Origin of the sequence: Tepidibacter hydrothermalis, assembly GCF_029542625.1 — a bacterium.
Classification (GTDB): Bacteria; Bacillota; Clostridia; order Peptostreptococcales; family Peptostreptococcaceae; genus Tepidibacter_A; species Tepidibacter_A hydrothermalis.
The window spans coordinates 1,970,450-1,989,349 of the sequence record NZ_CP120733.1; the positions used below are offsets into that span (position 1 = coordinate 1,970,450).

The window sequence follows — 18,900 nt, forward strand, 5'->3', positions numbered from 1 at the left end:
ATTACTTCACCTTTCCTTTCATGTAATCATCCATCAACGTATCAACTTGATCAAATGAATATTCTTTTCCATCTTCAAGTAATTCATTTAGGATGTCTTTTCTGTTACTATATTTTTTTGCTGATATGATTTTTTCTTTTGAAAATGTCATAACTTCAACACTTTCAACGGTTTCCACATCAGCAGATTTTGTTTTTCTTGCCATGTTTACCATCCTTTCGCATCAGTATCAATTTCTAAATCTTCCATGTTGTCAGCAGGTATTTCAACCTTATAAACAAACATGTTGTAGTTTATGAAAAAGTTCAAAACACCATCAACAATTTCACTTTTCATTCTTGATCCCCTGGTCATACTTTCAGTTGTTTCATTTTCAACGATTGTAATTGATTCCAAGCAATCATATAATCTTTCAAGAACTGAATTACATTCAGCTTTTGGTTCATTAGTAGAAGGGAAGTATTGAATGCAAAATTGATTGTTTCTGAAATACTTTTTATTTCTGAAAAGTTCATTTGTTGGATTCAAGCAAAATACAGAAAAACAAGGTTCTTTCAAACCTTGTTCTATACTTTCAGTATAAATTTCATAACTATCATCAAATTCAGAATTGATGGAAATGCTTATTGCATCAATAATTTTATTTATCATTTGAACACTTCCCCCAATTTTTTTGATAATTTTCTTTCAAGAATCTTTGGTGCAGCAGATTCAATTTCTTGTTCTGATATGGTCAGCATGAATCTTCCTTGAACCCAACCTTTGTGATTACTTGTTCTATGTCCAAATTCAACATAAGAAGCATAATCAATTGGATTCACTATTTCGATAACATAAGTATCACCAAAATGATGAATTGTAAGATCACTTACATACTTGATTGCACTTGACCTTTTTCCTGCTGTCCATCCACGTCTTAATGTGCCACCTTTTTTTCCTGAACTCTTTGGATATTTTCCAACTGGTGTCCTTTTAATAACTTTTGCCAATAATCTTGCAGCAAGTTCTTTTGCACAAGCTTCAATGAACAAATTAACTTGTTGTTCGTTCAATTTGTTCAATTTGTCTTGGAACTTTTTTAGATCATCAAATTTACAATTTCCAAACCTACCCACTAAGACCACCCCTTGAATAATTCAAGGACAACTTCTTGATGTGTATTGAATAATGCAGGTTCACCACTATTTGAATATTCAGTGGTTACACCGTTTTGTGTGATAGTCAGTTTTGAACCTGGTTTGATTTGAATTTCAGGTGCAATAAGGACTTTTGCTGTTTGAACAACCATTGCAGCAGTTTCACCTTGACTTGTACTTGCAACCTTTGAAAAGGATAATTTGCAAGGTTGGTCAGTGATTACTGGAACTTCTTGAAAACCAGTAGATTTATTTGCTTTCTGCACCTTCTGATATTCGCTGATAGTACATTTTCCAGTGTAGGTCATTTCAATTGCTTGTCTGACTGCTACCACTTGACTTTCCGATAACATGCAAATTCACCCCTTCCATTAGTCATTAAGTAGGAAAGAAGGGCATTCAATCTTTGTTCAGATGTCATTGAACCTTGACCAATTGCAAATGTAACTGTTGTATCACCTGCTTGAACTGATTTCAATGCTGCATCCAAATTGAATCCTTCCAACTTACCTGTATTTTTCAAAGTGAATAAAAATTCACCACAAACCATGTCAACTGCTGTTTGATTTAAACCATCAGGAATTAAGGTGACATTGCATTCATTTTTAATTGAACTTTCAATCTTTTGAAGTGCAAAACCAATCATCCAACTATCAGCATCAGTCACTGTGTAACCAAACGATTCAAGTCTTGATATAACATCAATTAGAAATGCATCCAATCTTAGAATGACATAATCACCAACTTCCACAATATAACCAGGTGTAAATAGTGTTACATCACTAAATCTGATTTGTGTAGAAGTTGGAATCACATCATCAGCAACAACTTCCAAAGACAATTCCTGTGTTGGAACTGAAAGTTGATAGGAAAGTAAGCTGCTATTGTATAACATTGCTTTGATGTTAGTGATGACTGTTTTATGAATGTCCGTTAAACTCATACATCATCACCCTTTCTTCAATTAACCCCTTGAAATGATTCTTGCAATAGGAACTGCTTTGTGATCAATGTATTTTCTGTTAGCTGCAACAGAATTTCCATCATTCACAAGTGTCCAGTTTGCACCATTTTCAAGTTCGGCATTAGTTGGTGAATTGGTTGCCATGCTTGATTTTGTGAAGCTGATTCCGTAAGGTGCAAATACTTTTCTTTGTCTGCTGTAAAGGTAAGTTTGACCACCATTAGTCTTTTCATCTCTTACCATTGCATAAGGAACTTCTGCACCAATATCTTCATAGTCAAATGCACCGTTACCAAGAACATAAGTTGTATATTTGGTATGTGCTTCATCAGTCATTTCATAGTAAGTTGCAATATCAGCAACATCAGGTGATGTCACTGCTGTATAAGTAGAACCATCAGTTGTGTAATAAGTCTTTGAACTATTAAGTTCAGTATCAGTAGTAAGTGCATAAGTTGCATCAACATCTTCTGTTGGCATACCATCATCAATGATTACTGCTCTACCATTCCAAGTTGCAAGTTCAAGCTGTCTTTCAATTCCATCTGCATCAGTGTAAGTCATGTATGCAAGAAGCTTCAAGTTTTCAAGATTAGTTGCAATAACTGAATGCATGATTGAAATAGTAAACTTGGATTTCTTGTCACCACTTGCTTTCTGAATAGCAGTGTTCAATGTAGCAGCAGAAACAACTTGTTTTGCAGCAGTTGATTCAACACTGATGTCATAAGTATGACCATTTACAAACTTCAAGTTTGCAGTACCAGTCATTGAGAAGATACCTTTCAAGATTGCAAGCAATGTGTCTTGGTCAACTTCATCCCAATATTCAGATACTTGTTTTGCAACATTTGACATGAAGTTTGCACCACCAGTCAAATCTTCTGCAAAGTCAGTTTCAACCCATGCTTTTGCTCTACCAATAACAATAACACCACGTTCATATGTTACTGTGCTTGTTGCAGTAATATCAGTGTTACCATCATAATTCAGTGCATCACCGTCAATTCTTCCATACATTGGAATAGTCGCATAAACAACACCAGTTTGACCACTGAAAGCCTGCTTGATTTGACTGTTTGGTTGTAATGCTCTTGACTTAATAAGTTCATTCTTTTTTAGCTTTGGAACAATATCAACATACTTTCCAAATGCTCTTTCATTAAATGTTTTAGCATCAAATTTTGCCATTTAAAATCATCCTTCCTTTTTAATAAAATTTTAGTTTTTTAAATTTCTGCATCAGGGTTTGCTTCCATGTAAGCAGCAAGTTCTTCATAAGTCATTTTGCTGACATCAACTTTTGTGTCAGGGTCTTCCTTGCCTGTTTCACCTGGTTTTGCACCCTTGATTTGTGTTTTCTTGGTTGAAGTATCAAACAAGAATTTTGTGTCATCCGATTCTGTCAGTTTCTTGATTTGGTCATCCAATCCTTTAATAGTGCCATCATCAAGAAGTTCAATCTTTTCAGGATCAAGTTCAAGAAGTGCTTTGACAGCTTTTTCATTTCTTGCTTTTGCAGTAGTAAGTGCAGTAGAAACAGCAGCATCAATTTTTAACTGCTTAATTTCAGCAGCATGTGCATCATCTTTTGCTTTATTATCAGCTTGAAGTTTTTCAATTTCAGCCTGTAAAGCATCAACATCAACTTTTTTCAAATCTTCCAACTGTTTATCACGATCAGCAATGTCAGTCTTTAACTTGTCACGTTCTGATGTAATAGAATCAACTTCACCTTTTGCTTTTCCAATATCTGCACTGTTTTCATCAAGTATCTTGTCAATGACTTCTTTTTCAAGTCCTAAATCTTCTAAAAATTTTCTTTTCATGGTTTCATCCATCCTTTCAATTTTCGCTTTGTTTTCGTGGGTTGCTTCCACTAATTTCAATGATGTTTGTGTCTTTTATCGACTTCCACCAGGTCAATGTGTTTTAACCCAAACACCAGGAAGATAATTGGATCACCTCACCTTTCACTTTATAATTCTGATTGATGAAGCTTATTTTGTTCAATATTTCATCACCATCCTTTTTCGTGAAAAAGTGCATAAAAAATGACCTTATATAATGCTCATATACGCACTTTTATAAGGTCTTTGATGTAATATACCCCTTGATTTTTCAACATTTCATGACTATCACCCCTAAATAAATTATTCTTAAATACCATCAACAAATTTTGATTTCCAATCAGGATATTTTATATTTGATGGAACATAATATGTTTTTCCTGTTTCATCATCCCTTGCAGCCCGTTCACCCAAATTGAATTCATCATCAAAGTATGGAACAGTTGTTGTTCTGCACCAAGGATGAAAGGGTGGGGCAGTGACACCTGCTTCAAATGTATTCATTTCAAATACATGACCATCTAAACTTTGACAGATTTCTGATGTTCTACTGTCCAAGGTTGCCACGATTTCAAACCGTTCAACATTAAGTTCATTAAATGCATCCTTTTGAGAAACAGAAGAAAAATAAGCTGATTCAGTCATGACCAATCTTCCTGAATTTGATTTGGATGTATTCATCTTTGTAGCAATATTCTTGATTGCTTGGTCAGGTGCTTTTCCCAAGATTGTCATTTGAGTTAATTCAGTGTGAATCTGATTAATCAGTTTAGATTTATTGTTCCATAACCTTGAACTGAAATTCTGTCCATCTGCTGCCCAAGGTTTTGAAATTATTCTTTTCAATTTGTCTTGATCAATAGAAGCAATATTCCATCCAATGTTGAATCCCTTTTGAACTTCATATATTGTATGGTAATATCCTTCTGAATAAATGTTTTTCATCATTACATCAAACTGATCAAGTTGATTTCCAAATAATACTTCAATAGATTGTTGAAGTTGTAATTTCAAAGATTCAAGCCTTGATATATGATACCTTGCAGATGCATTTTCAAGTTGTTTCATCCAAAGTTGATTGATTTCATTAAGTTCACCATATTTGATGTACTCTTTAACATCCCACTTGAATTCAGCAAGTTCTTTCATGGTCAGCCATTTTCTAGCTTCTGTCATGGTGATTTCATTATTAAGTGCAAACCTTTGATACCATGAATTGATTTTACCTTCAATTTCTCTTTGTGCTTTCATGTAGTGGGTTTCAAGTTCATGAAGTAGGGTAGAAGCTTCATCATGTGAAAGCTGTTCAAGAAGTTCAAAACGTTTCTTCCAATATGAACTATTCTTCATCTACATCACCACTTTTATTGTCATTTGGGTTGACTGGATTGAATGCATCCTTATATTCATCCATTTCCTTTTGTTTCTGTTCATCCTTTCTATCAAGTTCAGCTTGTGGATCATCAACCCAAGGATGATTTGCAACAAGTGTTTCATCAGAAAGAACAGACACTGATTTATTAACATTGTCAATGACTTCTGTTTCATTAATCAGGATGTCACGATTGAATATAACTTCAACTTCTTCACCTTCATAATCACCAAGACCTGTATTGAACAAATGAACATTGACGAACCAAAGCAGTTCTTCAAAAGATGCTTGAAATTCAGTTTCCATTTCATTGGCATCCAAATCAATATCAGAATACATTGATTGAATGTTCATCTGATTTGGATTACCTGAAAGCCTGTCATCTTTTGCATCATATCCTTTTGCATTTTCAATGATTGCTTTCTTGAATATCTCAATGATTGCCTTATAGTTATCAGCATTGACTTCAACTTGAAGTGTTTTCAGGTCACCTGCTGCACCATCTACTGTCTTGACCTTAACTGCACCATATGTTGCAAGGTTCTTTCTAAACTGACCAAGATTTTCACCATCATAGTTTACTAGAATCAAGATTGTATTCCTTGCATCTTCTTCCATGTTATTTTGGAAGTTGGAAAGAATAGTGTTCAATCCATCTTGTAATCCTTTGACCTTTCTAATCAATGGGATTTCTTTCGAATTGTACTTCCAAGGTATAAGGGGAATCTTTGACCAATTCCAACCTTGTTCAATCACTTGGTCACCATCTTCATCAATAGTAGTGAAGTAGTTGCTGAAAGGTTCTTCATCAGGAACAAGTTTACTTCCTTCTATGATAAATCTGTAAATTCCATTTTCATCATAGACTTCAACCTTTTCAATGACCTTTTCTTGTTTACCTTCATAGGCAATGACTTCATATATCCTAATGGCATAATCTAAAATGGTGTGTTCTGTATCTGCCCAACCAGGTATAATCTCATATGACTTGAATCTTCTAAAGGTGAATTCACCATGTTCATTGTAATATGGCATTAACCAACCAAGACCAGTGTTCAAAGCATCTTCACCAACATTCTTGATTAACCTTTGGAATCTCTTATTAAAGATTTTCTTCAACAGCTTTCCATACAGTTCATTGTCAGTTTTGAATGCGATAGGTTGACCAAGAAGGTAGTTCTTTTTCTGATCCACCATCTTTCCATATTGATTATCAACAATTCTATTGTTTGGAAGATTTTCAACAACAGTCAGTTCACCATTTTCACCAATTATGGTTCTTTTTCTTTTAAGAATGTCATGATTACCTTCATGGTACTTTTCACCATCAATCATTTCTTTTCTTCTCTTAGAAGCCTTGAATCTTTGTATTTCAAGTTCAATGAACTGTTCATCCGTTATCTTTGCAGCAGCACCTTCATTGACAATATTATTAATCAGGTCTTCATCTGATCTAATTGTTAGAAACTCAAACATTGGTTATTCACCCCCTTTCAAAGTGCATTTGCTTCTTGGAATGCTTGATGTAATTTTGGGAACTGTGCTGCAATCCAGTCCACAAAAGTTTCATCTGCTGACATTTCAGAAAGTCCTGATTCAAATAAAAAAGCATGAATAATCTCATGCCTTATAACTTTGTTCTTATAATCTTCTAAATTCCCTTTTGACATAGTGTCAGGAACAAAATCAGCAACAACACAAAGCTTCAATGTGTCATCACAATATCCATCACATTCTTTCAATTTAGGATCATTGGTTTCTGTGTCCGTTTTTATTATGTATTCAGTACCAAGAATATTGACCTGCTTCATGTTGCACCTTCTTTCTTTTTATGACTTAATATATTAAAAACCCTTTGAACTATTGAACTTTGAAAGGATTTTGTTACTAATGTGATACTAACATCAATCAAAACTGAATGTTTCACCCTTGATGAATTCTTCAAGTGCATAACGCATGGCATCAAGTAAGTGGTTGAAATCATCAATTGGTTTATTGATTTTCTTTCCAAATTTATCTTTATCCCAAGTGTAGTTGCTTATTTCAGTCAGGAAGTTTACACACCTTGGATGAATGATAATCTTAAAATCCTGAATGTAATCAATGCCATTGTTGACACTGTCTTTTCCTTTCCTCGCTGGTCTTATATTCACCAATCCAAGTTCACGCAAACGATCAATAGACTTAGGTTCTGCTGAATCTGCTCTAATTCGTTCTTTTCTATATCCCATATTAGTGACTTCATCATATATTGCTTCATTTGACATTCTTTCTTTGTACATTTCATCAAATACATAAATGGTCTTACCTTCAATATCGACCATTCCACAAAATAAGGCAGAAGGGTCATTGGTATAACCAAAATCAAGACCGAATGCAGATTTGATTGCTTTAATCTTCTTGATTTCTTCCAGGTTGAATTCTTTTTCTTCCCAATTCTCATAAACAAGACCTTCAACAATACCCCAATCACCAAGACCTGCAACCCTGTATCTTCTAGGATTATTCTTTTTCATGGTTTCAAATACTTTTTTATCTGCTGCATCCAAGAATTCATTACACATGTAGTTTGTTGTTAGTGCAAGAATATCAGGATCAGGTACAGCATCAAAGAACCGTTTCTTGATCCAGTGATGTTCATTCCAAGGGTTGAATGTCAATGTAATCTGTTTGAACAATCCATCTTCAACCTGACCACGAATAGATTCATCAAGAATATTGAAATCATCTTCTTTCATGATCTCATAAGCTTCTTCAATCCACATCCAGCATAAGGATCCAACATCAACTGTTATGGATGTAACTTTCAATGGATCATCTAAACCCCTGAAATAAATCTTCTGTCCAGTTGGTATATATTCAAGCTGTAAAGGTGATTCAGTAATCTTCCAATGATCCTGAACACACAACCTGTTGATTGCCCATTTCAATTCAGTGAAGCATGAATCTTTCAATGTCCTGAATGTTTTTCTGACAACTAAGGTATTTGCACCAGGATGTTTCATCATATTGGTGATATACCAAAGTGCAGTGGTCTTTGATTTCTTGGATGCTCTTGATCCTTTGACCACTCTGTATCTGCCTTTAAAATGCCAAAATCTATTGTACTTTTTACCTACAACCTTTTTTAAAGATATTTTAAGTTTACTCATAGGCAATCACCTGAAATTATTAGACTATAATTGCAATGTGTCTGTTCTTCAAGGTTTTCTGATGATTGTGTTACTAACGTGCTACTAATCTTCATCATCTTCACCCAAATCATCTTGTATGACAATGGGAATCACACCTTCAACTTTGAACTTATCAGTGAACATTCCCATATGTTTTCCTAGAAGTTCAAGTGCTTTGATTTTGTCATAGGTCTTTATTTCTCTTTCGATTGAATCACTGGTATCACTAGATGACCTTTTGATTTTCACACTAGATATACAAGCAAGATCTTCTTCACTTGCACCATCTAAAACAGAAGCATTCTGTAAATTGATAACAGAAGAAGGATTCAAGAATGCAATCTTTGCAAGTTCCTGAATGATTCTATCTGCATTGATTCCTGTTCTTTTGGATCGTTCAGCAAGTGCTTTGCTTATAGCTGTTTGAATGTGAGGTTTTGTGAGGTTTTCATATCCTGTTTCTTTTGCTGTCTGAACTGAATAACCTGCTCTTATCGCTGCTTGTGTTGCATTCAGGTCAATCAGATATTCTTCTACAAACAGCTTTTGTTTCTTGGTCATTGCCATTCTGCAACACCTTCCTTTCATTTTTGGCATAAAAATAGACCCTTGAACACAAAGTTCTTGGGTCTTTCATTTTGCATATTAATCACTATATACATTATAACTTATATAAAGGGTACACACAAGGGTATCAATATTGCATGGTTTGTGCAATATCAATCCTTTGATTGAATCTTAACACCTGCTTCTTCCCATAGGACTTTGTGTATATCATCAAGTGTCAAATAATCTTTGTTGAATGAATCATATAATTCAAGTACCTGGTCAATAAACCTTTCTGATCTGATTTTACCGAATCCCCATTTGTCACGCAATACTAACACTGGAAGACCTAACATCAAAAGAAATGCTTTATCAACTGCTTCACTAACTGCATCTTTCTTTATCTGCTGAACATCACTGGACTTAATATTGATTACTGATTCAGGTTTTACTTGTTTACCTTGCTTCTGTAACCTTCTTCTTTCTGCTCTGTTCACAATATCACCCCTTAGCTAAATATCTGATAAATAACTTCATCACTGAACAATCTAATTTGAAGTAAATTCACAAGTCTGTTCTTGTGTCTGCTTATGGTTGAAGCATCAACATCAAAGAATATTGCAATGTCATCCCTTGATTTGCTTTCAAAGTATTTCATTGGAATAATTTCAAAATATGGATCATCTCTTAAAGCATCAATTGCACTATCAATGACACCTATGAAATTCTTTGTCACCTGAATACTTTGTTCAATAGCTTCAATCTTTTCATCTGCCTTATCAGCATCAGACTTGATTTCATAAGTTGGTGAACTTGAAAATGATGTAATACTTGAACTTTTCTTTGGAATACCTTCACATTGGATGGTTTTAATCTGTTCATACTTGTCATTGATTGCTGATTTGAAATTGTTGTAATTATATAGCAGTGTTTCTGTTTTCTGAAAAGGTGTTCTTCTGTTATCTTTCAAAAGTCCTTGTCTTCTCAATTCAGAAACAACTTCTTTTGCTGTCATTTGTGCTGTTGTTTCTATCACATTTATATCATTTTTCATAAAATACCTACCTTTCACCTGATTTACCTTGAACCTTGAACCTAACCTTGAACCTATCAAAACCCTTGATTTAACTGAACTTATGACATATCGGTTCAAGGGTTCAAGGTATTATCTCTTATTTAATTATTTTTAGAGTATATATTTTATATAATTTTTAAAATATATAGATTCTTATTTTCTCTTAATAAATTAAAGTTACCTTGAACCCCTTGAACCGTTACCACTCAAAGTAAGTGTTTATCAGTGTTTTAATAGGTTCAAGGTGATTATATTTTACATTGAACCACCTTGAACTTTACCTTGAACCACCGTTCCCACCACTACTGCTGAATAGGTTGGGGTTAGGATTTTTCTTCACCCTGAACAATGATTCTACCTTTCTTTGTTGATACAATGTGATTTTTCAGAAGTAGTGTTTCTTTCTTCAAAGTATCATTTTCCTTTTTCGCTGTAATCAGTGACTTATACATTGAAAGCTTTCCAAGGATGAAACCAATCAGCAAGAAGATAATAGGGAAGTAGTATTGTTCCATGAATTAAACCCCCTTGACCTTTGAAGTAACCATGTCTGCTGTGTGTGTCCAAAGTACAGTCTGATATTTCTTGATTGCTCTGTCATAATAATCCCAGGTATCTTTTTCATAAGCACCCATATGATACCTAATGCAAAGGATTTCTTCTTCTGTCAGGTGCATCCATGCTGCAAGTTTCATCACTGACTTGTCACCATGACCAGGGAACAAACTATCATTTCTATATCCAAAGTGTGCTTGTTCACCTTTGACTTCATCTGATCCAAACATCATCACACCTTCAACATCAATGACCTTTTCATATGAATCCAGTTTACAAAGGTCATGAAACATTCCAACTATGTAAGGTGACCTTGGATGTTCCCATTCAATATTCATCTTTTCAGTGATTTCAACTAATGATTCAGTGACTTCCAAACAGTGATCAAATAATCCACCATCATAAGCACCATGATATTTAGTTGAAGCAGGGGCAGTGAAGAAACCTTCATCAATCAGCCAATGAAGAAAATCTTCATTGATGCCTGCCTTGTTCATTGTTTTCTTGAACAGTTCAATTCTGTTCTTTTGATTCATGATTTTCATTATCTTCACCATCCTTTTCAACTTTGATTTGAGCATTAGTTAATCTTTCAACAGATTCTTGTTCTGCTGCATCCTTTAGATATTTTAAATCTTCTTGTGATATTTCAGGTTCTTCATCCATTCTGATTGCTGATTCAGTTGCTAGGAAACAAGGTTGAACCGTTCTTCCCATAATGTATAAGTAAATTCTGCCTGATTCCAACACTTGCTGCTTTTCTTCTTCACTTAATTCCCAAACTGTTTCTATTCCTGGTGTCACACCATCATCACACATGTATCTTGTACCAGGTAAATCTTCACATCCTTCACCAACAAAGGTGATGTTGCTTGTATCTGTTTTTACTGGTTTCATATTATCTGAACTCCCTTCCTGATTTCTTGTCTTTGATTTGTATTCTTCCGATTAGTTCAAAACCTGCCCAATCAACAATGAACTTCACACAATTGACCACGTTATGAACTTTCTTTTCAAGTGCAGCATCTTCTTTAATCATTGGTTTCAGTGCTTCATATGCTGTTGGGTCTGCACATCCACTTGCATTGAACTTTGGATTTCTATTTGACATTTAATCACCAACCTTTAGAGGGATGAACATTTCATCTGTGGTGATTGTCGCACCGTTACATTCAATGATTATTTTGGAATGTGGACTGTAATGTTTCAACATGAATTGTTGCACTGGTTTAACAAGTTCATCGAACTGTTCAATTCTGTCAAACCTATCATCCGTCAACATTGGAACTTCAATTGGGTCTGATTTAATTGCTTTCATTATCTTCATCCTTTCTGTTTATAGATTTTGTAGCTTCAAATCCATCAGGGTATCTTCTTTGAAGCTTTTCAATGTTCTTTTTCATTACTGTTTCAAGGTCAACATTCAGTCCACTTGCTAAGATTGCAATGTACCAACATACATCACCAAGTTCATTCACAAGCTTGTCCTGATTCAGTTCATGACCCTGGAACATATTTTTCTTGATATGGTCTGAAACTTCACCTGTTTCACCACAAAGACCAAGGATGCCATTCAGGATCAAGTCTTCTGATTTCTCACTGCTTGCAGTTCTCAATGCTGACTTTTGATATTCATTTATTTTCATTTGCTATCTTCCTTTCTATCAATTCCATAATACAGTAGTTCGCTAAATCCATTAAAGTATCATCAATTGATTCATCAGTAACTTTCTGATCTGCACCTTGCATCAAAGTTTTCAGTCTACTGTACTTGTCATATACTCTGACCAAGATTGTATTTGGAAGTTCATTTCTTAATTTTGCAAATGAATCACCATAATCATGATTTTTCTTTTCATAGATTCCATTAAGAACTTCACATATATCAGAATGCATTTTAACTTTGTTTATGTTCCTTCTTCTTTCCATTGTTTTCACCATCCTTAAAGATTACAATTGCACTTGGGAAAGGTGCTGAATTTTTAGAATCATCAAATTTTAAACGACCTTTTATAAATCTTATTTCAGCTTTTCCAAATATCCATTCATGCCAATACTTTGTATCTGTTCGTGAGGGAATCAACATTACTACTAATGCCCCCCCCTAACTGATTCTTTATAAGATTTTTCAACCCATTGTGAAATTTCTCTACCGTATGGGGGATTACAAAATACAATTTCACCTTTCCAACTTTGTTTCAAACCATCTTCTTCAATTGTGTAATACTTTCCACACTTTGCATTCTCATGTGTAGCACAAGGATCAAGTGTGAACTTGAATTCTTCATTCAGTTTGTCAAATAAATCTTGTGGTGTTGCCCACTCATTTGATTTACTGCTGAATATGACATCATTATTCAATTTATTCACTTCCGTTTCTATAAAATCATTACCTTGAACATACTTTCAAAGATTGTTACTGGAATTGAATTCCCTGCTTGTGCGTAAAGTGCAGTCTTTCCATTAACTTCTGATGCAGCATAGAAATCTTCATCCGAATAACCTTGTAATCTCCAACATTCAAGTTCTGTTAGAAGTCTATATTGACCATTACCAAGGTCAATGATCCCACTATTAGGGCATCTTAATTGCTTGGTTGTAATGGTCTTACAATGATCATTTATAACTTCAAGCCTTCCACTGAAAGCACTTCCATCATCACCAATCTTCTTCAACATACTTGGTTGCGTTATTGTATACTTTGGATCGACTTCTTCATTTGGTTGAAGAAACTCATTGATATGTGGTGCTTTTTTTCGTTCAAGCTTATCAAAATCAAAACTTGTTCCGTTTAAATATGAAATGGTGAAAACTCTTTCTCTTTTCTGTGGAAGTCCAAAGTCCATTGCATTTAGTATTTCAAATGAATTGGTATATCCAAGCTGTTCCATCTTCACCAGGTATTTATTGAAGTTATGAATCATGTGCTTTGAAAGTACGTTCTTCACATTTTCCCAAATCACGATCCTTGGCTTCCAAATACCCATCTGTTCAATGATGTTCAAAGTTTCCCACATTAAACTTGACCTGGTTTCACTTCCTTCATCAGCACCTTTTTGATAACCTGCAATTGAAAAATCTTGACATGGTGACCCATGAATTAAAATGTCAGGTTTCAAATTCCAACCTACAACTGATTGTGTTTTATGTGCTAATTCATCAGCAAACATTGCGTTATACGATCTAACAGCCTTTTCATCAATTTCAACATAATCAATTGCCTTAACTGGAATACCTATATTTCTAAGTGCAATCCTTGGACTTCCTATTCCACCGAATAATTCAAGTATTTTAATCAAGCTGTTTTCACCCCTTACTTTGAAACAAATATTCTGTATTTCTTACCATTGATTTTCTTATCAGCAATAATAAAATCAAAGTGCCTTTTAACCTGTTTTGAAAACTCACCATTTGATAAAGGTTGCAAGCTGTTTGCCAAGCAATATTCCTGGTATGCTTTATAAGCTTGATTTGTTGGTTCATTTTCAATTTCATCCTTATCAGTTTCTTTAAAGAAACCAAGGATTGGATTGTTGTTTTCTTCAAATTCTTCAAGTTCTCTTTGAACCTGTTCAGATTCAGTGAACTTTCTTTCAATCAGAACCCTTTTCAATGCTTTAAGTCCAAGCTGAATGAAATATTCAATTGCTTCCTGACTTTGCAACTTATCACCAATGAATGGAACATAATCAGGATCACTGCTGCTGAATTTTGCATTGAATGGAACAATTATCAATCTTCTCAATAGTGCATATGAATCTCTACCTTTACCGATTCTTGGAATGTTATTTGCTGAAAACAGCAACTTCACATATGGTTCAAACTCAAACTTTGGTTGTCCTTTCTGTTCACAATCTATGGTTTCACCAGTAACAATTTTCTTGAACTCTGCTGCATCAGTCACAAATTCTTCTGAAATATCATCACCGACATTTGCAAGTTTTCCGTACATCATGACTGTTGAAAATCTGTCATTCAACTTCTTCAAGTCAAGAACTGAAACATTCCTTTTTCCAAGCATGGTCTTCAACATATTCAAGAAAGTAGACTTTCCGTTTGATCCTGTACCTGTCAAAATGAATGCCTTTCCGAGTTCATTTCTTCTGAACATTGTGTAACCAACCATTTCTTCAAGCAGCATCCTAATTTGCTTATCATTGCATGATATTCTGTCAAGGGTCTTGTCTGTAAGTTCATCATATGCGTTTGGGTTGTAATCCCAATCAATCTTATTGGTGATGACATGTTCATGTGAGAAGGGAACAAAGGTGTCATCATATATGTTCAGAAGTCCATTCCTGAAAGCAATCCAATTTGCTTCTGTTGCCTGTGTATTTTCTCTTATTAAAATGTCAAGGTAGGAAAGGACTTCTGTTCTTTTTGCTCTGTTCAACTGTGGGATATGTCTTATCATTTCAGCTTCAATTTCAGCAAGTCCACTGATGTAAATTCCATCTTTGTATAGGTGCAACTGGTTGTTGATCCTTTTGATGTGATGATTGTTTTTCAGATAGATTGCAAACTTATCAAATAAAAAGGTGCTGCCTTTAAAAAATACTGGTTTTGAAAAAGCATCATCCCTTAATATGATTTCAATTTCATCTTCTGAAAGGGGAACTTTTAACACAAATTCATTGATTATTCTGATGGTTTCCCTTGCTTGTTCAACTTCAAAATCATTTGACTGTAAGGTCAATATGTAATTGAATAAAGCCTGATTTCTTCCATCACCTGCTTTCATTTCAATGAAGTCTGTGTTTGTCTTAATTGGAAGAAGCCACTTTGGAAGGTCTTGTGCTTCTTCATTTTCACCTGTTGTGTCATACAAAATTTTTCTTTCTTTATCCTTAAATTTTAAAATAGAATAAGAGTTTCTTTTACCAATCTTAATATCAGCAGTTATTCCAATTGCAAGATTTGCATGTGTTCTGTTGGTGACTACACCTTTATTCTTGAATAAGAAGTGTTTGCCCCTTGTTGTTTCGTAAACCCTGCATTTTAAATTCTTTTCTTGAACAATCTTGAACAGTATTTCACTTTGGTCAAAGTCATCAACATCAATCAATATGGTTTCAGCATCAAGTATGCCTGCAAATTCAGATAATGATTGAACTTGTTCATAGGACTTGAAATCTGTTCTGCCTTTGAATTTTTCTATGCATTTCTTGTTTTTAGTTTCAACATATCCTTTGAAGAACAACTTTCAATCACCGTCCTTTCTGTTTTAATTTCTTAAATTCTGCTAACCATAATTTTGAATTTTTCTTTAACCAATTGTTCAATTGTTCAATGTTTTGTTCACTACCTGCTTGAATTATGAACTTCATCAGCTTCCTTCTATGAACCACATTCAAACATTTTTCTTTACCTGCCTTGGTCTTATATGTTTCAAAAGTCTTATCCAAGTAAAGTTGCATTACACCTTTAGGGTGTGGATCATTGGTGCTGTATGGTTTCCCATTCCAATCAGTGTTGTATTTGATTATCAATATATTTTCATCCATTAAATCACCCCAAAATCTGATAATCTTTTCTTTGCCATGTTGATGTACCATTCTTTATCAAGTTTACTAGGTACTTTTACACCATTAACTTCATCATTGTATATGAAGCAGTTTTCAGGTGAATTTGGCATCTTTGCTGCTTTACCTGTTTTAGCATGTACTTTCTTGACACCAAGGTCAGTTGGAAGGGTAGAAGCAAACATTCTGATACATTTTTCTTTTACAATTTCTTCACCATGAAGAATATGTGTGTACTTACCACTGATTTTTGATACCAGTTGATATTCTTTAAGGTCATCACATTTATCAATTGTTTGTTCAACTGGAATGTTGTGAACCATGTAATTAATTAGTGCTTTATTCACTATTGGAAGATCATAATCAAGGTTGTTCAATTTCTTGACATATCCACCTTTGGATTTGTATTTTCCATCAGGACTGACAATGATGTAATTGTTGACATCCTTCTGAAAGACCTTTCTGAATTCTTCAAATTCAAGAACCAGGTGTGTTCTTTGTTCCCACTCATAACAAATGTCATCAATCAATTCAAAATCTTCATATCTGTTCATTTTGACTAAAACACCATCAGTATTTGATTGAATGATTTGACAGTGTGGTTCAAGCTTTTCAATTAGATCAAGCAGAAGAAGTTGACCATATACACAAACCCTGTTTGCCTGTCTTGGGTCATAAAGCTGATTGTTCTTGTCTTTCATTGCACCATATGTTCCATTTAGAACCAATTTCAAAGGAAGCTGCAATGGATTCTTTTCTGCTTTGTATTTAAGCCTTGTATGATAAATTTCTTCATACTTGTTTGGGTCTTTCATGTTTCTACTTCCAAGGTTGTATTGAATCATCAGTGAAGGGTATAGTGAAGCAACATCCATATTCAAGTAGTAACCTTCACCTGAATACTTATCTAATGCACCATGAACCCCACCCCAAGCAAATACATGTGGTACACCTGCAACCATGATGTCAAGTTGATTTTTCTTTGACCTTGGATTATCAGGATCAACTTTGTATTTTCTGTTTTCAGGATTCTTGTACCAATCAACCACTTCTGTATACTTTTCAATTTGCATAGTAGAAGGGAAGTCAATGTCAAATTCATCATTATGATCTTTCTTTGTAGCATCAAGGATGATTGATGAAAGTTGAACTTTTGTCTTTGAAAGTAAGAAAAGATCCAGTGGTTTGTCCTTACATGCAAGTTTCACCAATCCCATATGTGCTTCAAAATCATCTTTTCTTTCCAGGAAGACTTCAACCGTTTGTTCAACGTCATGTCTACAATATTTCACTGTTTCATTAAGTTCTTCTTGTGTTAATTTCCTATCTATATCAAAAGGAACACTTGATTCCTTTATGTTGTTTCCCATGAATCCTTCAAAGGTTTTCAAACCCCTGTCAATTCCAGTCATAACATCATAGTTTATAAGTTTTATATTTCTAAGTAGTGAAGAAAACTTCCATCCTGGATTACCTTTTACAATGATGTAGTCATTGATTCTTTTAGGGTCAAACCCACAAAGGATGCCTTTGAGAATGTATTGGTCATAATGTCTTGAATTGAATCCAACCCATATTTCATTGACATTTTCACTGTGTAATTTTTCAAGTGCATCAGGGTCATTAATAATGACATGTTCCTTTTTGTTTGTCATATCAATCACTACAACCAACCAATCTTCTTTGAAAACTTCAAAGTCATAGAACAACAATTTATTCACATCCTTTCTGTATAAAGTTTAATATTCTTGTTAATACTAATAATGGGGAAGTGTAGGGGAAGGGATGCTTTTAAAAAAATTGATGCACCCCTGACCCAAAGTTGTTATTCTACTTCAAACACTTCTGTGATTTCATATGTGCTGAAATCTTTCTTTCCTTTGCCATATTTTAAGTTAAATTCAAGTTTTCCATCAATTTCTTCCATAACATCCATAAGGAAATTACCATACTGATTGTAAGAATCAAATAATCTGTCCCTAGGTTCTTTTCCTTTTTTAATATCAATTTGATTAAAATTTTCAGCAGTTTCATTAACAACATCTGATTCCATACTTTTCAATAATTCATTTACAATGTGGATTTGGAAACCTTGGTTTATTACCTGCCAAAATGGAATATTTTCACCTTTATATTCTCCTTCAAGCACTTTAAAAAATATTGTAACCATTGGGTCACCCTTCTTAGATTCGCCTAATTCCATTTTGTCTACTCTAACTTCATACTGTCCATGTGGTACATCCCTAAACGATCCTGTTCCTTTTTTTGCTGCTTCTCTCACATCTTCTTGTAATCCTTTTGTATCAATTGCATCATCAAATTTATCCCAAATATTTGCCATTTTAATTCACCTTTACCTTTCTTATTTTGAATTTTTATTTGTAAACATATTACTGAACAGTGCATCTGCAATTGACTTTGCAAATAAGTCTTGTGCAGTTGGTTTATAATCTTCATCTTTCTTCAAGTCCAAATCTTTGAAAACTTGGTCAAGCATCAAATCACATGCTGCCTTATCAAATACCTGCTTGATTTCAGGGTCTTTCATCAAGATTGTTGAAATGGATGTTGCCACACAACTTTTAATCACTGATGGTTTAACTTCATCAGGAAGGAATTCCATTGGTGCAAGGTTGACTGCCATTGTCATTCCTTTGACATGACCTTTATCATGTAGAAGCTTCATGAATTTTTCATAATTAGTCAC

Annotated in this window: 29 protein-coding genes; all 29 read right to left on the reverse strand. The window is 34.2% G+C overall.

What is annotated here, in order from left to right; all coding sequences use genetic code 11:
- Window position 1: 1 nt before the first annotated feature.
- Window positions 2–205 carry a hypothetical protein gene (locus tag P4S50_RS09030; protein WP_277734523.1) on the reverse strand — a complete coding sequence of 68 codons (204 nt, stop codon included), beginning with the start codon at window positions 203–205 and terminating at the stop codon, window positions 2–4.
- A 2-nt stretch (window positions 206–207) separates the two neighbouring features.
- Window positions 208–651, reverse strand: a complete 444-nt coding sequence (locus P4S50_RS09035) for a phage tail terminator family protein (RefSeq protein WP_277734524.1) — start codon at window positions 649–651, stop codon at window positions 208–210.
- Window positions 648–1,115 carry an HK97 gp10 family phage protein gene (locus P4S50_RS09040; protein WP_277734525.1) on the reverse strand — a complete coding sequence of 156 codons (468 nt, stop codon included), beginning with the start codon at window positions 1,113–1,115 and terminating at the stop codon, window positions 648–650. The genes P4S50_RS09035 and P4S50_RS09040 overlap by 4 nt, the downstream gene beginning before the upstream one ends.
- The gene (locus tag P4S50_RS09045) at window positions 1,115–1,489 is read right to left on the reverse strand and encodes a hypothetical protein (protein ID WP_277734526.1); all 375 of its coding nucleotides are present in this window, start codon (window positions 1,487–1,489) and stop codon (window positions 1,115–1,117) included. The genes P4S50_RS09040 and P4S50_RS09045 overlap by 1 nt, the downstream gene beginning before the upstream one ends.
- Window positions 1,465–2,079, reverse strand: coding sequence for a hypothetical protein (locus tag P4S50_RS09050; protein WP_277734527.1), 615 nt, complete (start codon window positions 2,077–2,079; stop codon window positions 1,465–1,467). The genes P4S50_RS09045 and P4S50_RS09050 overlap by 25 nt, the downstream gene beginning before the upstream one ends.
- A 21-nt stretch (window positions 2,080–2,100) precedes the next feature.
- Window positions 2,101–2,958 carry a hypothetical protein gene (locus P4S50_RS09055; protein WP_331489722.1) on the reverse strand — a complete coding sequence of 286 codons (858 nt, stop codon included), beginning with the start codon at window positions 2,956–2,958 and terminating at the stop codon, window positions 2,101–2,103.
- Between the two features lie 371 nt (window positions 2,959–3,329).
- Entirely contained in the window at window positions 3,330–3,929 is a 600-nt protein-coding gene (locus P4S50_RS09060) for a phage scaffolding protein (protein ID WP_277734529.1), read from the reverse strand.
- Window positions 3,930–4,259: 330 nt separating this feature from the next.
- Entirely contained in the window at window positions 4,260–5,099 is an 840-nt protein-coding gene (locus tag P4S50_RS09065) for a minor capsid protein (RefSeq protein ID WP_277734530.1), read from the reverse strand.
- A gap of 190 nt (window positions 5,100–5,289) precedes the next feature.
- A complete protein-coding gene (locus P4S50_RS09070) occupies window positions 5,290–6,798 on the reverse strand; it encodes a phage portal protein (protein ID WP_277734531.1) in 1,509 nt (502 codons plus the stop codon).
- 17 nt (window positions 6,799–6,815) lie between these two features.
- Window positions 6,816–7,133: a hypothetical protein gene (locus P4S50_RS09075; RefSeq protein WP_277734532.1), complete on the reverse strand. Its 318-nt coding sequence runs from the start codon at window positions 7,131–7,133 to the stop codon at window positions 6,816–6,818.
- A 93-nt stretch (window positions 7,134–7,226) separates the two neighbouring features.
- Window positions 7,227–8,474: a PBSX family phage terminase large subunit gene (locus P4S50_RS09080; RefSeq protein ID WP_277734533.1), complete on the reverse strand. Its 1,248-nt coding sequence runs from the start codon at window positions 8,472–8,474 to the stop codon at window positions 7,227–7,229.
- Window positions 8,475–8,558: 84 nt separating this feature from the next.
- A complete protein-coding gene (locus P4S50_RS09085) occupies window positions 8,559–9,092 on the reverse strand; it encodes a terminase small subunit (protein ID WP_331489723.1) in 534 nt (177 codons plus the stop codon).
- 122 nt (window positions 9,093–9,214) lie between these two features.
- Window positions 9,215–9,538 (reverse strand): hypothetical protein, encoded by a 324-nt coding sequence (locus P4S50_RS09090; RefSeq protein ID WP_277734534.1) that lies wholly within the window; start codon window positions 9,536–9,538, stop codon window positions 9,215–9,217.
- An 11-nt stretch (window positions 9,539–9,549) separates the two neighbouring features.
- Window positions 9,550–10,095, reverse strand: a complete 546-nt coding sequence (locus tag P4S50_RS09095) for a sigma-70 RNA polymerase sigma factor region 4 domain-containing protein (RefSeq protein WP_277734535.1) — start codon at window positions 10,093–10,095, stop codon at window positions 9,550–9,552.
- A 344-nt stretch (window positions 10,096–10,439) separates the two neighbouring features.
- On the reverse strand, window positions 10,440–10,631 hold the full coding sequence (locus P4S50_RS09100; RefSeq protein WP_277734536.1) for a hypothetical protein: 192 nt from the start codon (window positions 10,629–10,631) through the stop codon (window positions 10,440–10,442).
- Between the two features lie 3 nt (window positions 10,632–10,634).
- The gene (locus P4S50_RS09105) at window positions 10,635–11,216 is read right to left on the reverse strand and encodes a hypothetical protein (RefSeq protein ID WP_277734537.1); all 582 of its coding nucleotides are present in this window, start codon (window positions 11,214–11,216) and stop codon (window positions 10,635–10,637) included.
- On the reverse strand, window positions 11,185–11,568 hold the full coding sequence (locus P4S50_RS09110) for a hypothetical protein (protein WP_277734538.1): 384 nt from the start codon (window positions 11,566–11,568) through the stop codon (window positions 11,185–11,187). Before P4S50_RS09110 ends, P4S50_RS09105 begins: the two co-directional genes overlap by 32 nt.
- Before the next feature lies 1 nt (window position 11,569).
- Window positions 11,570–11,782 carry a hypothetical protein gene (locus P4S50_RS09115; RefSeq protein ID WP_277734539.1) on the reverse strand — a complete coding sequence of 71 codons (213 nt, stop codon included), beginning with the start codon at window positions 11,780–11,782 and terminating at the stop codon, window positions 11,570–11,572.
- Entirely contained in the window at window positions 11,783–11,989 is a 207-nt protein-coding gene (locus P4S50_RS09120; RefSeq protein WP_277734540.1) for a hypothetical protein, read from the reverse strand. It abuts the gene before it with no gap.
- A complete protein-coding gene (locus P4S50_RS09125; protein ID WP_277734541.1) occupies window positions 11,976–12,317 on the reverse strand; it encodes a nucleoside triphosphate pyrophosphohydrolase family protein in 342 nt (113 codons plus the stop codon). Before P4S50_RS09125 ends, P4S50_RS09120 begins: the two co-directional genes overlap by 14 nt.
- On the reverse strand, window positions 12,304–12,600 hold the full coding sequence (locus tag P4S50_RS09130) for a DUF1599 domain-containing protein (protein WP_277734543.1): 297 nt from the start codon (window positions 12,598–12,600) through the stop codon (window positions 12,304–12,306). Before P4S50_RS09130 ends, P4S50_RS09125 begins: the two co-directional genes overlap by 14 nt.
- Entirely contained in the window at window positions 12,569–12,757 is a 189-nt protein-coding gene (locus P4S50_RS09135; protein ID WP_277734544.1) for a hypothetical protein, read from the reverse strand. The genes P4S50_RS09130 and P4S50_RS09135 overlap by 32 nt, the downstream gene beginning before the upstream one ends.
- 5 nt (window positions 12,758–12,762) lie before the next feature.
- Window positions 12,763–13,032, reverse strand: a complete 270-nt coding sequence (locus tag P4S50_RS09140) for a DNA N-6-adenine-methyltransferase (RefSeq protein WP_277734545.1) — start codon at window positions 13,030–13,032, stop codon at window positions 12,763–12,765.
- A 17-nt stretch (window positions 13,033–13,049) separates the two neighbouring features.
- Window positions 13,050–13,970: a DNA cytosine methyltransferase gene (locus P4S50_RS09145; protein ID WP_277734546.1), complete on the reverse strand. Its 921-nt coding sequence runs from the start codon at window positions 13,968–13,970 to the stop codon at window positions 13,050–13,052.
- A gap of 14 nt (window positions 13,971–13,984) precedes the next feature.
- Entirely contained in the window at window positions 13,985–15,871 is a 1,887-nt protein-coding gene (locus P4S50_RS09150) for a phage/plasmid primase, P4 family (RefSeq protein WP_277734548.1), read from the reverse strand.
- Between the two features lie 7 nt (window positions 15,872–15,878).
- Window positions 15,879–16,175 (reverse strand): hypothetical protein, encoded by a 297-nt coding sequence (locus P4S50_RS09155; RefSeq protein WP_277734549.1) that lies wholly within the window; start codon window positions 16,173–16,175, stop codon window positions 15,879–15,881.
- Window positions 16,175–17,905, reverse strand: coding sequence for a hypothetical protein (locus P4S50_RS09160; protein WP_277734550.1), 1,731 nt, complete (start codon window positions 17,903–17,905; stop codon window positions 16,175–16,177). The genes P4S50_RS09155 and P4S50_RS09160 overlap by 1 nt, the downstream gene beginning before the upstream one ends.
- A 113-nt stretch (window positions 17,906–18,018) precedes the next feature.
- On the reverse strand, window positions 18,019–18,534 hold the full coding sequence (locus P4S50_RS09165) for a DUF669 domain-containing protein (RefSeq protein WP_277734551.1): 516 nt from the start codon (window positions 18,532–18,534) through the stop codon (window positions 18,019–18,021).
- A gap of 21 nt (window positions 18,535–18,555) precedes the next feature.
- A complete protein-coding gene (locus P4S50_RS09170) occupies window positions 18,556–18,900 on the reverse strand; it encodes a hypothetical protein (RefSeq protein WP_277734552.1) in 345 nt (114 codons plus the stop codon).